Annotated in this window: 13 protein-coding genes; 10 read left to right on the forward strand and 3 right to left on the reverse strand. The window is 70.8% G+C overall.

The window, feature by feature from the left end:
• The coding region (locus A5713_RS09175; RefSeq protein WP_156751813.1) for a response regulator transcription factor at positions 1-392 on the reverse strand (392 nt) is incomplete at its 3' end.
• Between the two features lie 144 nt (positions 393-536).
• On the opposite strand from A5713_RS09175, the gene A5713_RS09180 reads away from it, so the two are divergent.
• The 3 genes from A5713_RS09180 to A5713_RS09190 all read left to right on the forward strand — a co-directional run bounded on the left by A5713_RS09180 (position 537) and on the right by A5713_RS09190 (position 5957).
• Entirely contained in the window at positions 537-830 is a 294-nt protein-coding gene (locus A5713_RS09180) for a hypothetical protein (protein ID WP_156751814.1), read from the forward strand.
• Between the two features lie 349 nt (positions 831-1179).
• On the forward strand, positions 1180-2724 hold the full coding sequence (locus A5713_RS09185; protein WP_068094756.1) for a class I adenylate-forming enzyme family protein: 1545 nt from the start codon (positions 1180-1182) through the stop codon (positions 2722-2724).
• A complete protein-coding gene (locus A5713_RS09190; protein WP_068094761.1) occupies positions 2721-5957 on the forward strand; it encodes a carboxyl transferase domain-containing protein in 3237 nt (1078 codons plus the stop codon). Before A5713_RS09185 ends, A5713_RS09190 begins: the two co-directional genes overlap by 4 nt.
• A gap of 13 nt (positions 5958-5970) precedes the next feature.
• On the opposite strand, the gene A5713_RS09195 is transcribed toward A5713_RS09190, so the two are convergent.
• On the reverse strand, positions 5971-6318 hold the full coding sequence (locus A5713_RS09195; protein WP_067920154.1) for a PE-PGRS family protein: 348 nt from the start codon (positions 6316-6318) through the stop codon (positions 5971-5973).
• A 90-nt stretch (positions 6319-6408) separates the two neighbouring features.
• Between A5713_RS09195 and A5713_RS09200 the strand changes: the two genes are divergently transcribed.
• The 3 genes from A5713_RS09200 to A5713_RS09210 are packed head-to-tail and all read left to right on the forward strand — an operon-like array spanning position 6409 to position 9478.
• Positions 6409-7185, forward strand: coding sequence for an SDR family oxidoreductase (locus A5713_RS09200; RefSeq protein ID WP_068094765.1), 777 nt, complete (start codon positions 6409-6411; stop codon positions 7183-7185).
• A 2-nt stretch (positions 7186-7187) separates the two neighbouring features.
• The gene (locus A5713_RS09205) at positions 7188-8390 is read left to right on the forward strand and encodes an acyl-CoA dehydrogenase family protein (RefSeq protein WP_067920101.1); all 1203 of its coding nucleotides are present in this window, start codon (positions 7188-7190) and stop codon (positions 8388-8390) included.
• Entirely contained in the window at positions 8387-9478 is a 1092-nt protein-coding gene (locus A5713_RS09210; RefSeq protein WP_067920099.1) for an acyl-CoA dehydrogenase family protein, read from the forward strand. The genes A5713_RS09205 and A5713_RS09210 overlap by 4 nt, the downstream gene beginning before the upstream one ends.
• Positions 9479-9502: 24 nt before the next feature.
• Here A5713_RS09210 and A5713_RS09215 read toward each other — a convergent pair whose 3' ends face one another.
• Positions 9503-10252 carry a dienelactone hydrolase family protein gene (locus A5713_RS09215; protein ID WP_068094768.1) on the reverse strand — a complete coding sequence of 250 codons (750 nt, stop codon included), beginning with the start codon at positions 10250-10252 and terminating at the stop codon, positions 9503-9505.
• Between the two features lie 205 nt (positions 10253-10457).
• Here A5713_RS09215 and A5713_RS09220 point away from each other — a divergent pair, with 205 nt between their 5' ends.
• The 4 genes from A5713_RS09220 to A5713_RS09235 all read left to right on the forward strand — a co-directional run.
• Entirely contained in the window at positions 10458-11258 is an 801-nt protein-coding gene (locus A5713_RS09220) for a thymidylate synthase (RefSeq protein WP_068094771.1), read from the forward strand.
• The gene (locus tag A5713_RS09225) at positions 11255-11752 is read left to right on the forward strand and encodes a dihydrofolate reductase (protein ID WP_068094774.1); all 498 of its coding nucleotides are present in this window, start codon (positions 11255-11257) and stop codon (positions 11750-11752) included. Before A5713_RS09220 ends, A5713_RS09225 begins: the two co-directional genes overlap by 4 nt.
• 87 nt (positions 11753-11839) lie before the next feature.
• Positions 11840-12541 carry a cell division protein DivIVA gene (locus tag A5713_RS09230; protein ID WP_068094778.1) on the forward strand — a complete coding sequence of 234 codons (702 nt, stop codon included), beginning with the start codon at positions 11840-11842 and terminating at the stop codon, positions 12539-12541.
• Positions 12542-12559: 18 nt separating this feature from the next.
• The coding region (locus tag A5713_RS09235; protein WP_197516344.1) for a winged helix-turn-helix domain-containing protein at positions 12560-13383 on the forward strand (824 nt) is incomplete at its 3' end.

A 13383-nucleotide genomic window follows, 5' to 3' on the forward strand; every position in this document is an offset into this window, starting at 1 on the left:
CCGGCGATGCGGCCCAGCGTGTCCAGGAAGTCGTCGACATCGGTGACCCGCGTCTTCAGCAGGTAACCGACGCCGCGGCCGCTGGCCAGGAGCCGCATCGCCGGCTCGACGTCCACGTGCGCGGACAAGATCACCAGCCCGACCGGCGGCAGCTCCTCGCGGATTGTCATCGCGGCGTCGAGTCCTTCGGTGGTGCCCGTCGGCGGCATCCGGATGTCGACGATCGCCAGCTCCGGCTTTTCCCGGCGGACCAGTTCGAGAAGGCTCGCGGCGTCACCGGCCTGACCGACGACGCGGTAACCGGACCGGGTCAGCAGGCTGGCCAATCCCTCCCGCAACAGCACGTCGTCGTCGGCGACGACGACCCGCTTGCCCGGCTTCTCCGGCTCCACCCGACCCGATCCTCTCGTATGATCCGCACCGGCAGTCCCGAGCGTAATTGCAGCCAGCGGGTATCGCCGCGGTCAGGCTGGCGGTCCCGCGAGACGGGTGTCAGCACCGACGACACCGACCCGGTGGCGCGCGAGCCTGGGGTCATGACGACGACCACCGCATCTTCGGCCAGTATCCGTGCCGTCGGCGGCCGGTATCTGGTGAGGTCCGTTGTCCACCTCGCCGAACTCCTCGCCTTCGACGCGGCCGCTTTGCTGGCAGGAGTTCGTCTGACCGGATTGGGCTTGTCGGAGCTGTGTTTGCTGGTGCTGCCGCCGATGATGGCCGGCTCCGGGGCGGTCCTGACGTTTCTCGCCCTCAACGGGATGCTGCTGCGCTCGGAGGCGGCCGAGGCGGCCGACGAGCGCACCCCCGATCTCGTCAGTGGAACCCGTTAGTGCGCATGCTCGTCCGCTTATGTATGGGGCGGGTAGCCGCCGGGTGAGGAGGGGCCGCGACGTGATCGCCGAGATAGTGCTCACCGCCGTCCTGGCGCTGGGCTGCGGTGTCGGGACACCGGTCCATGCCGACCGCGGCGTCTTCGGCACTCTCGGCTGCAGCTGCCCGGACACGCCTTCAGGCGGCCCGGTTCAACAACACGACATAGACCGGGGGATCGCGGACGGTCTGTCCGGTTCGCCGCCGGGATCACCCCGCTGATCCGGCAGCACCGTTTCGAGCTCAGGGACGGGGCGGCCCACTACGCTCACAGCGGACGCAACTGTTCTTTGTGACGGAGGTCGAGACGTGACGCAGCGGGGAGCGGTCCTCGACATTTCCCGGGACAACAACCCGTTCCCCACGACCGGCGTGACTCGCGGTGCCGACGGCATCCCGCGCTACGACGATCTCCCGGCCACCCTGCTCGACATGCTCGTCGACCAGGTCGAGCGGCGCCCGGACAGCGAGGTGGTGGTCGAACTCGGCGCCGGGCGACTGACCTACCGCCAGTTGTGGGACTCCGCGGCGCGGGTGGCCGGTGGGTTGCGCGCGGCCGGACTGCGGCCCGGCGACCGCGTCGCGGTGCGGCACCCCGCGGGCATCGACTGGGTGCTGGCGTTCTGGGGCACGGTGATGGCCGGCGGCGTCGCGGTGGCGGTCAATACGCGCTCGGCGCAACCTGAAGTCGAGTTCGTCCTCTCCGACTCGGGGGCGACGCTGGACCTGGCGGCCGACGCACCCCTGCCCGAAGGGCGGCCGTACGTGACCGAGCAAGTCGGTCCCGCCGACGTGGCCGCGCTGTTCTATACCTCGGGGACCACCGGCCACCCCAAGGGGGTGCCGACCACCCACGAGGCCTTCCTGACCAACACCGAGAACGCGATTCGCTGCCTCGACCAGCCTCGCGATCTCGGCGAAGCGATGCGCACGCTGATCTCCGTGCCACTCTTCCACGTGACCGGGTGCAACTCGCAACTGTTGGCGGCCACCCGCCTGGGTGGGGCGTCGGTGATCATGCCCGCCCTCGACCTGGACGGGCTGATCGCCACGCTGAGCGCCGAGCGCATTTCGGTCATGGTCACCGTCCCGGCGATCTACGCATTGATGTTGCGGCACAACAGCTTCGCCGACGTCGACGTCTCCGGGGTCCGCTGGGTCGGGTACGGCGGCGCCCCGATCGCCCCGGCGTTGGTGCGGGCGGTGAAGAACGCCTTCCCCCGGGCCACGGTGTTCAACGGCTACGGCATGACCGAGACGGCATCGCTGATGACCGTGCTGCCGAGCCGCGACGCGGTCGAGCACGCCGACTCGGTCGGGTACGCGGTCCCGTCCGTCGACCTGGGCCTGGTTCCGTTCGGCGGCGACGAGCCGGGAGTCGGCGAGCTGGTGGTGCGCGGCGCCAACGTGACCGCCGGCTACTGGGACCGGCCGGAGGCCACCGCGGCCACCATCGTGGACGGCTGGCTGCACACCGGCGACGTGGTGCGGGTCGACGACGCCGGTCGGATACACATCGTCGACCGGCTCAAGGACATCATCAACCGTGGCGGTGAGAACGTCTCCAGCGTCGAGGTCGAAGCCGTGCTCCTGGCGGCGCCCCACGTCGCCGACGCGTGCGTGCTCGGGGTTCCCGACGACGTCATGGGCGAGAAGGTGGGGGCGGTGCTCTTCGGCGGCGCGGACGAGATCGACGTACCGGCGGTGCTCGACCACTGTCGCTCGCAGCTCGCCGACTTCAAGGTGCCGCAGTACGTCGCCGTGGTCGCTCACGCGCTGCCACGCAACGCCGGCGGCAAGCTGCTCAAAGGCAAACTCCGTGAGCAGGTGCGGTGGGGGGAGCAGCTGCGATGAGTGCGACCGTGTTAGTCGCCAACCGCGGCGAGATTGCGCTCCGAATCGTCCGCACCGCAACCGAATTGGGCATGCGGACGGCCGCGGTCTACGCCGAGGACGATGCCGAGAGCCCGCACGTGCACGCCGCCGACGAGGCGATCGGCCTGCCCGGCGCCGGACCGCGAGCCTACCTGGACCAGCCCGCACTGCTGGCCGCGGCCAAGAGCTCGGGCGCACAGCTGGTCCACCCGGGCTACGGATTCCTCAGTGAGAACGCCGAATTCGCCCGCGCCTGCGTCGGCGCAGGGTACGCGTTTGTGGGGCCGGACGCCGACGCACTCGAGCTGGTCGGCAACAAGGCCGCCGCCCGCGCCGCCGCCGTGGCCGCCGGGGTGCCGGTGTTGCCCGCCACCGACGGGCCGAGCAGCGTGGCGGACGTCGAGGCGTTCTTCGCCGCCCAGGGCGGCGCCATCATGATCAAGGCCCTCGCCGGCGGCGGTGGACGCGGGATGCGCACGGTGTGCAGCGCCGATCAGATCGGCGACGCCTACCGCCAGTGCGCCGCGGAGGCGCGACTCGGCTTCGGCGACCCGGCGCTGTTCGCCGAGGCGCTGCTCGACGGTGCCCGGCACATCGAGGTCCAGGTGATCGCCGCCCCGGCGGGGCACCAGACCCGCGCGCTCGCACTCGGCGACCGCGACTGCAGCATCCAGCGGCGCTACCAGAAACTCGTCGAAATGGCGCCCGCCCAAGGGATTTCGGATCGCTTGCGCCGCGCCCTGCACCAGGCCGCGGCCCTACTGTGCGCGCGTGTCGCGCTGCGTGGGCTGGCCACGGTCGAATTCCTGGTTACCGGTGAGGACTTCGTATTCCTGGAGGTCAACCCGAGAATCCAGGTGGAGCACACGGTCACCGAGGAGACGACGGGGATCGACCTGGTGGCTGTCCAGCTGGACATCGCCGGGGGCGCCTCGTTCTACCAGCTCGGGCTGCCGGCCGGAATCGCCTCCGACGGAACCGAAGTCATCGGCGAGCCCGCAGCGCACCGCGGCTTGGCGATCCAGGCGCGGGTCAACGCGGAGACCTTCGCCGCCGACCTCTCGGTTGTCCCCTCCGCCGGCACGCTCACCGCCTTCTCTCCACCGAGCGGGCCGGGGATCCGGGTCGACACCTACGGCCGGGTGGGACTGGTCGTCAACCCGCATTACGACTCGCTGCTGGCGAAGGTGGTGACCCACGTGCGCGGGGCGTCACCCGGGGCCGCGTTGCGCAAGACCCGGACCGCCCTGGCCGAGTTCGCCATCGAGGGCGTCCGCACCAACATCGACTTCCTGCGCGAGTTGCTGAGTGACCCTGCCGTGGAATCCGGCTGCGTGAGCACTGTTTTCGTCGACCAGAAGCTACCCGAGCTGGCGGCGGCGTCGTGGCACCAGCACGACGTCCGCGCCGCGCCGGTCGAGCTCTACCCCGGCGAGGACGTGCTGCGGGCGCAGCTGGCCGGCACCGTCGTCGAGGTGGCGCGCGAGGACGCCGAATACGGCGCGGGCAGCCAGCTCGTCGTCCTCGAGGCGATGAAGATGCAGCACGTGCTCGTCGCCCCGGATGCGCTGCGGACCATGCGCAACCTGGTGACCCCCGGGCAGGTCGTCGGAACCGGCGACCCGTTACTGGTCTTCACCCGCACCGGCGCCGCTTCCGGCGGCGATTCGTCAACGACCACCACGGATCTCGACCGGCCGCGCGCCGACCTCGACGAGGTGCGCGGGAGGCATCTGCTCACCCGGGACGAGGGGCGCGAGGCGGCGGTGGCCAAGCGGCACAAGCAAGGCCGTCGCACCGCCCGGGAGAACATCGCCGATCTGATCGACCCCGGCAGCTTCGTCGAATACGGCGCGCTGGCGATCGCGGCGCAGCGCAGCCGGCGCTCGGAGGAGGACCTGATCGCCAACACGCCGGCCGACGGCCTGGTCGCCGGCCTCGCCACCATCGGCGCGGACCGTTTCGGGCGAGCGGCCGCCGAGGCCGTCGTGGTGTCCTACGACTACACCGTGCTGGCCGGCACGCAGGGCATGCGCAACCACGCGAAGACCGACCGAGCGTTCGACCTGGCCGCCCGAAAAGGGTTGCCGGTGGTGCTGTTTGCCGAGGGCGGCGGCGGCCGGCCGGGCGACACCGACGTCGGCGGCGCCGCGGGGCTGGACGTGCCGACCTTCCGGATGCTCGCGGCGCTGAGCGGCCGGGTCCCGCTGATATCCATCGTGTCGGGCCGGTGCTTCGCCGGCAACGCCGCGCTGGCCGGGGTGTGCGACGTCATCATCGCGACGCCGGACGCCAACATCGGGATGGGCGGCCCGGCCATGATCGAGGGCGGCGGGCTCGGAGTCTACCCGCCCGAGGCGATCGGGCCGATCGGCGTGCAGCGGCGCAACGGCGTGGTCAGCCTGGTCGCCCGCGACGAGGCGCACGCGGTCTCGCTGGCCAAGCAGTATCTGTCCTATTTCCAGGGCGCACTGGACGACTGGGCGGCACCGGACCCACGCCTGGCCCGTCATGTGGTGCCGCAGAATCGGTTACGCGCCTACGACGTCCACCGGGCGATCGAGGCGATCGTCGACGCCGGCTCCGCGTTGGAGCTGCGGCCCGACTACGGCGTCGGGATCGTCACCGCGCTCGTCCGCGTCGAAGGGGCGCCCTACGGGCTGATCGCCAACAGCACGCACCACCTCGGCGGCGCCATCGATGCCGAGGCGGCCGACAAGGCCGGCGACTTCCTCGCCCTCTGCGAATCGTTCCGGCTGCCGGTCATTTCGCTGTGCGACACACCGGGCTTCATGGTCGGTCCCGACGCGGAGACCCAGGCCGCGGTCCGGCGGTTCGGGCGAATGTTCGTAGTGGGAGCGCGGCTGACCGTGCCGGTCGGCATGATCATCCTGCGCAAGGGATATGGGCTCGGCGCCATGGCCATGGCCGGCGGTTCGTTCCGCGCCCCGCAGTTCACCGTCGCCTGGCCCACGGGGGAGATCGGCGGGATGGGACTCGAGGGCGCCGTGCGCCTCGGCTTCAGCAAGGAGCTGGCGGCCGAGGCGGACCCGGTGCAGCGCCAGGAGCTGTTCGACAAGCTGGTGGCGGCGGCCTACGAGCACGGCAAGGCGCTGCGGGCGGCCACCACTTTCGAACTTGACGACGTCATCGACCCCGCGGACTCCCGGGCCTGGATCGCCAGGCTCCGGGAGCCGCGCGGATCGGATTGATCAGTCGAACGGATCAGGCGTGGCCGGAACCGCACCCGACGCCGGGCAGGCAGCCCTGACCGCCGGGGATCCCGCCGGGTCCCGCGTTCTGGCCGCCGGAGCCGCAGCCCACGCCCGGGACGCAGCCCTGGCCGCCGGGACCGCCGCCGGGGCCGCTGAACTGGCCGCCGGAACCGCAGTTGCCGTTGGCGTCACAGCCACCACCGCCCGGGTCGTCCTTGAACACCACGTGCGTGGGCGCCGCGGACGGCGCAGGCGCCGAGGCGTGGGAGTCGGTCATGGCGATCGGCGCGACCGCGATTGCCGCGGCCGCAGCCCCGCCCACTACCAGTCTTTTCGCGAGGGTTAATTTCGAGAACATGCGGGTCGCATACCACGGACCCACACGTGTAAAACATCCATGTAGCGAACGGGAAACCGTTCGCTTTCGCGCAACGGAAGGCGCACCACGATGACCTCACTGGATCTGACCGGCCGAACGGCGATCGTCACCGGCGCCTCGCGCGGGATCGGGCTGGCCATCGCCCAGCAGCTCGCGGCCGCGGGGGCGAACGTGGTGCTCACCGCCCGCAAGCAGGAGGCCGCCGACGAGGCCGCCGCGCAGGTGGACGGCAACGCCCTCGGCGTCGGCGCCCACGCGGTCGACGAGGACGCCGCCCGCCGCTGCGTGGACCTCACGCTCGAACGTTTCGGCGGCGTGGACATCCTCGTCAACAACGCGGGCACCAACCCGGCCTACGGTCCGCTCATCGACCAGGACCACGCCCGCTTCACCAAAATCTTCGACGTCAACCTCTGGGCGCCGTTGCTGTGGACCTCGCTGGTCGTCAAGTCGTGGATGGGCGAGCACGGCGGGGCGATCGTCAACACCGCCTCGATCGGCGGCCTGCACCAATCGCCGGCCATGGGCATGTACAACGCCACCAAGGCCGCCCTGATCCACGTCACCAAGCAGCTGGCGCTGGAACTCTCCCCGCGCATCCGTGTCAACGCCATCGCCCCCGGAGTGGTGCGCACCCGGCTCGCCGAGGCGCTGTGGAAGGACCACGAGGACCCGCTCGCCTCCTCGATCGCGCTCGGGCGCATCGGTGAGCCGGCCGATGTGGCCGGCGCCGTGGCCTTCCTCGTTTCCGACGCCGCGAGCTGGATCACCGGCGAAACCATGGTCATCGACGGCGGCCTCCTGCTCGGTGCCGCGCAGGGTTTCCAGGTCCGGCCGCAGGGCTAGCGATGACCTCCGAAGACCTGGCGGTCGACCTCAAGGCGCGGGTGCAGGCGCTGCTGGACGAACACGACCCGGCCAGCACCGAACCGCGAGAATTCCTCGGCGCGCAGTACGACGCGGGCCTGGCCTGGGTACACCTGCCGCACGGTTTCGGAGGGCTCGACCTGCCGCGCAAGGCCCAGGAAATCGTCGACGCCCAGCTGGCCGCCGCGGGCGCGCCGGTGGGCGGCACACCCAAGAACTTCATCGGCATGGGCATGGCGGCCCCCACCATCGCTGCATTCGGCACAGACGAACAGAAACGAAAGTTCCTGCGCCCCTTGTTCACCGGCGAGCAGGTCTACTGCCAGCTGTTCAGCGAACCCGGCGCGGGCTCGGACCTGGCCGGGCTGGCCACCCGCGCGGCGCGCGACGCGGATAACCCTTCTGACTGGATTGTCAACGGGCAGAAGGTGTGGACCTCGATGGCCCAGCACGCGCAGATGGCCATCCTGGTCGCCCGCACCGACCCCACCGTGCCCAAACACGCGGGCCTGACGTATTTCCTGTGCGACATGACGCAGCCCGGCGTCGAGGTGCGACCCCTGCGCCAGATCACCGGCGAGGCGGAGTTCAACGAGGTGTTCCTCACCGACGCCCGCGTGCCCGACGCCAACCGGCTCGGCCCGGTCGGCGGCGGCTGGCGGGTCGCGACCACGACGCTGAACAACGAGCGCGTCGCCATCGGCACCCGCGCCGGGACGCCACGCGAGGGCGGGATCATCGGGAAGGTCACCAAGGCGTGGCGGGACCAGCCCGGGCTGCGCAACCCCGCGATGCACGACGAGCTGATGCGGCTCTGGGTCGACGCCGAGGTCCTCCGGCTGGCCGGTGAGCGGCTGCGGCAGCAGGCCCAGGCCGGCCAACCGGGACCGGAGGGCGCGGGCATGAAGGTGGCCTTTGCCCGCCTCGCGCAAGCCATTTCGGGCTTCGACATCGAGCTGCACGCCGAGTCCGGCCTGCAGTACGACGACTGGACCATGCGCAGGACCGAGGTCGTCGACCTGATCGGACGCGAGCCCGGGTACCGCTACCTGCGCGCCCGCGGCAACTCGATCGAGGGCGGCACCTCGGAGATCCTGCGCAACACCATCTCCGAGCGCATCCTCGGCCTGCCGGGTGAACATCGCGTCGACAAAGACGTCGCGTGGAAGGACCTGAACCGGTGAGTGACCTGCTGTACTCCGACACCGAGGAGGCGCTGCGGGACAGCGTCCGGCAGCTGTTCGCCGACCGCTGCCCACCCGAATCGGTGACCCACGCCTACGACCCTGAGCCGCAAGACTTTTCGGGTGTTTGGCGGACGCTTGCCGGCGAGCTGGGAGTGGCCGGCCTACTGGTCCCGGAGTCGCTCGGCGGAGCGGGCGCGGGTGCGCGCGAGGCGGCGGTCGTCATGGAGGAGATCGGGCGGGCCGTCGCGCCCGTGCCGTTCTTGTCCAGCGCCGTGCTGGCCACCGTCGCGCTGTTGCGCGCCGGCGACACCGAGACCGTGTCCGCCCTGGCACAAGGCGAACTGACCGCCGCGTTGGTGGTGCCGCTGTCGGCAGCACCAGGCGATCCGGTGACGGCGGTGACCGGCGCCGCCGACGGGCTGAGCGGCTCGGTCACCAGCGTCGCCGGGGCCGCCGAGGCCGACGTGCTGGTGGTGCCGGTCGCGGGCCCGGACGGGCTGGAGCTACATACCGTCCCGCGCGCGGCGGCCGGTGTGCAGGTGTCCCCACTGCTCGCGTTGGACATGACGAGACCCCTTGCCGACGTGAGCTTTTCGGCGGTGGACTCGTCGCGCGTCGGGCCGGCGGACGGACCGGTCGCCGAGGCGCTGCGCACCGGGGCGGCGCTGCTGGCGTCGGAGCAACTCGGGGTGGCCCAGTGGTGTTTCGACACCACCCTGGCTTACGTCAAGCAGCGCAAGCAGTTCGGCCGCGCGATCGGTTCCTACCAGGCGGTCAAGCACCGGCTGGCCGACCTGTGGTTCGAGGTCGGCGCCGCGACGGCGGCGGCCCGCTATGCCGCCGACACGTGCGCCCGCCACGACGAAGACGCCGCCGTCGCCACGGCCCTCGCCCAGGCCTATTGCAGCGGCGTCGCCGTGCACGCGGCCGAGGAGTGCGTCCAGTTACACGGCGGCATCGGCATGACGTGGGAGTATCCCGCGCACCTCTACCTCAAGCGCGCCAAGAGCGACCAGCTCATCTTCGGCACCGCCTACCGTCACCGCGCCCGGCTGGCCGAATTGGTGGACCTGCCGCCGAGCTAGGTGAGACCCGTGCTGCTGGGCCGCTTAGCGCGGTAGCGCCGAAGCGAACACCTCGGTCATGGCCTGCCAGTGCCGCTCGGCCGCCGCGGGATCGTACGGCGCGTTGTCCGGAACCGCGAACCCGTGGCCCGCCGGATACCACTCGATGGTGTGCCGCACGCCGGCCGCCGTCAGCGCTTTCTCGAGCTGCTCAGCGTCCTCGCGGGTGAAGGACGCGTCGTCCTTGGCGCCGCCCACGTACACGCTGGCGCGCATCCGGTCGGCCAGCAGGTGCGGGCTGTCTGCGGTGTCGGTCACCAGGCCGCCGCCGTGGAACGACGCCGCCGCGGCGACGCGTTCGGGCACCCGACCCGCGACCACCAGCGACGTGCGCCCACCCATGCAGTAGCCGCACACACCGAAGCGCTCCCCGGACACCTCGGCCCGGGCCGCCAGGTAGTCGAAGAAGGCGCCGGCGTCGCTGGCCATCTTGTCCGGAGTGAGACCGCCGATCATGCCAAACAGCCGCCTGCGTTCCCGCTCGTCGCCGAACACGGTGGCCATGTCGAACGGCGCCCAGTCGCCGCTGCGGTAGTACACGTCGGGCAGCAGCACCGTGTAGCCGTATCCGGCGAGCTTGGCGGCCATCTGGTCGAAGGTGTCGCGCACCCCGCCGGCATCGGGGTACATGACCACGCCCGGCCAGGGGACCTGGGCTTCCGGACCGTCGGGGGTGAACAAGCTGACGGTGCAGGTGCCGTCAGGGGTGGTGATGGTGTCGATGATTTTCGGCATGGCATTCGTTGTACTCCGCGTGCCCACCGCGGGAAATATGGCGGCGACCCGCCGCGCCCGGCTTCGCCGCGCTTGCGATCGCCGCGGAAATATGGCGGCGACCCGCCGCGCCCGGCTTCGCCGCGCTTGCGATCGCCGCGGAAATATGGCGGCGACCCGCCGCGCCCGGCTTCGCCGCGCTTGCGATCGCCGCTAAGCTTTCCGCGTGCCGGTTCCCACGCCCTACGAGGACCTGCTGCGCCTGGTGCTCGAGCGGGGCACGGCCAAATCCGACCGCACCGGCACCGGGACCCGCAGCCTGTTCGGCCAGCAGTTGCGCTACGACCTGTCGGCCGGCTTCCCGCTGCTCACCACCAAGAAGGTGCATCTGAAGTCGGTTGTCTACGAGTTGCTGTGGTTCTTGCGCGGCGACTCCAACGTCGCCTGGCTGCACGAGCACGGTGTCACCATCTGGGACGAATGGGCAAGTGAGACAGGCGATCTCGGTCCGATCTACGGCGTGCAGTGGCGGTCCTGGCCGACGCCGACGGGCGAGCACGTCGACCAGATCAGCGCGGCGTGCGAGCTGCTGCGCACCGACCCGAACTCGCGGCGCATCATCGTCTCGGCGTGGAACGTCGGGGAGATCCCGCAGATGGCGCTGCCGCCGTGCCACGCGTTCTTCCAGTTCTACGTGGCCGACGGCCGGCTGAGCTGCCAGCTGTATCAGCGCAGCGCCGACCTGTTTCTCGGGGTGCCGTTCAACATCGCCAGCTACGCGCTGCTCACCCACATGATGGCCGCCCAGGCCGGTCTGGGGGTCGGCGAGTTCGTCTGGACGGGCGGCGACTGCCACATCTACGACAACCACGTCGAGCAGGTGCGGACCCAGCTCAGCCGCGAACCGCGCCCCTACCCGGAATTGGCACTGGCCCACCGGGATTCGATCTTCGACTACACCTACGACGACGTCGTGGTGAAGAACTACGACCCGCACCCCGCGATCAAAGCGCCCGTCGCCGTATGACCGATCTCGGCCTGGTGTGGGCGCAGTCCACATCGGGCATCATCGGCCGCGGTGGCGACATCCCGTGGCGAGTGCCCGAGGACCTGGCCCGCTTCAGGGAGCTGACGCTCGGGCACACCGTGGTCATGGGCCGGCGCACCTGGGAGTCGCTGCCGGCGAAGGTCCGGCCGCTGCCGGGTCGCCGCAATGTCGTACTCTCGCGCCGGAGCGACTTCGAGGCCGATGGGGCGCAGGTCGTCGATTCGCTCGAGGCGGCCCTCGCCGGTTGCGAGGACGAGCCACAGACCTGGGTGATCGGCGGCGAACAGGTGTACCTGCTGGCGCTGCCGCGCGCCACCCGGTGCGAGGTCACCGAGGTCGAAGTCGACCTGCGGCGCGACGACGACGACGCGCTGGCACCGGTGCTCGACGACAGCTGGATCGGTCACGCGGGGGAGTGGCAGGTCAGCCGCACGGGGCTGCGCTACCGGCTGCACAGCTACCGTCGGGCATGAGCGTTGGTCCCCGCGCCCGTGACATACTCGGACGCGGGGGTCGGTCTCGCCAGGTCACCAACACGTTGCCAGAAGGGGGAAATGGCAGTGATAACCGAACCCGCAAAGGCGTTCAATCGCATGTTCAGGGGGTACGACCCGTCCGCGGTCGACGCCCACATCGAGATGTTGACCACCAAGCAGCAGTTGCTGCTCGACGACGTCGAGAGCCTGCGGACCCGGCTGAAGGAAGCCGGCGACGAAACGGCCGCGCTGCGCAAGGAGGTCGCCGTCCTCACCGACACCTCACCCGCACCGCACGCGATGCAGCGCCGGATGGCGAAGATGCTCAACCGCGCGGTCGACGAGGTGGCCGAGATGCAGGCCGAGGCGCGCAGCGAGGCGGACGCGCTGATCGCGGCGGCCCAGGCGGAGGTCGAGGCGGCGCAGCGAAAGCACGAAGAGGAGTTGGCGGAGATGGCCGCCCAACGAAAAGCCATGGAAAGCGATTACGAGGAAACCAAGAAGCAACTCGAGGCCGAACTGGCCGGCATGCGCGCCGAAACCGAAGCGGCGATCGACAAGTCCTGGCGGGATGCCCAGCGGGAGGCCGATCACTACCGTGAGCAGGCCCGGCGCGCGGCGGACGAGGCGATCAAACAACGGATCGACGTCCTCGAGCAGCTGATGGGCGTGTACCGCGACCTCGAGGCCGTCCCGGCCGCGCTCGAGTCGGCCTACCAAGAGCAGAAGAACGCGCCGGAACCCAGCGTCGTGGTGCCGCTGGACGCAAAGGTCAGCACGGCCTAGCCGCGTCGCCGCCCGCCGCTGTCGGACCCGAGCGGTATTCTCGGCGCCGTGTCGATCCGGACCCCCAGGCTGTCGGCCGCGCAGGCCCGGCGGATCGCCGTTGCGGCCCAAGGCTTTAGCGAGCCGCGGCCGTCCGGTCCGGTCACCCGCGCCCACCTGAAGCGGCTGATATCGAGAATTCAAGTGCTGCAACTGGATTCGGTGTCGGTCGCGGTGCGCGCCCACTACGCGCCGGTGTTCAGCCGGCTCGGCCCCTACGACCGCGACGTGCTGGACCGCGCCGCCTGGGGCCCGCGGTCGTCGCGGCTGCTGGCCGAGTACTGGGCGCACGAGGCCGCGCTGATGGCCGTCGACGACTGGCCCCTGCTGCGCTGGCGGATGCGCCAGTACCGGCACGGCCGCTGGGGCACCCACATCGTCAAGGCCAACCCCCACCTCGCCGACAAGATCGTTGCCGCCGTCGCCGAACTCGGGCCCAGCACCGCCGGGCAGATCGAGGCTCATCTCGAGGCCGAACCGCGCGGGCCCAAAGGAAGCTGGTGGGGCAGCCGCAGCGACACCAAGTGGGTCGCCGAGGCGCTGTTCGCGGCCGGCGTGCTCACCACGGCCACCCGGGTGGGCTTCGCCCGCCACTACGACCTGGTGGAGCGGGTGCTGCCGGCGAGCGTGCTGGCCCGCGAGGTCGACGACACCGAGGCCGTCCGGGGACTCACGCTGCGGGGGGCCACCGCGCTCGGCGTGGCCACCGAGGCCGACATCCGCGACTACTTCCGTCTGTCGGCCCAGCAGGTCAAACCCGCCGTCGCGGAGCTGGTCGCTGCGGGGGAGATCGAGCGGGTCGA

It is taken from the genome of Mycobacterium sp. E2497 (assembly GCF_001668695.1).
Classification (GTDB): Bacteria; Actinomycetota; Actinomycetes; order Mycobacteriales; family Mycobacteriaceae; genus Mycobacterium.

Excerpts from the sequence above, each read along its gene's own strand:
- A5713_RS09225 (WP_068094774.1), top strand. The coding sequence starts at position 11,255 with ATGACCGATCTCGGCCTGGTGTGGGCGCAGTCCACATCGGGCATCATC.
- A5713_RS09215 (WP_068094768.1), bottom strand. The coding sequence starts at position 10,252 with ATGCCGAAAATCATCGACACCATCACCACCCCTGACGGCACCTGCACC.
- A5713_RS09200 (WP_068094765.1), top strand. The coding sequence starts at position 6,409 with ATGACCTCACTGGATCTGACCGGCCGAACGGCGATCGTCACCGGCGCC.
- A5713_RS09195 (WP_067920154.1), bottom strand. The coding sequence starts at position 6,318 with ATGTTCTCGAAATTAACCCTCGCGAAAAGACTGGTAGTGGGCGGGGCT.
- A5713_RS09180 (WP_156751814.1), top strand. The coding sequence starts at position 537 with ATGACGACGACCACCGCATCTTCGGCCAGTATCCGTGCCGTCGGCGGC.
- A5713_RS09205 (WP_067920101.1), top strand. The coding sequence starts at position 7,188 with ATGACCTCCGAAGACCTGGCGGTCGACCTCAAGGCGCGGGTGCAGGCG.
- A5713_RS09190 (WP_068094761.1), top strand. The coding sequence starts at position 2,721 with ATGAGTGCGACCGTGTTAGTCGCCAACCGCGGCGAGATTGCGCTCCGA.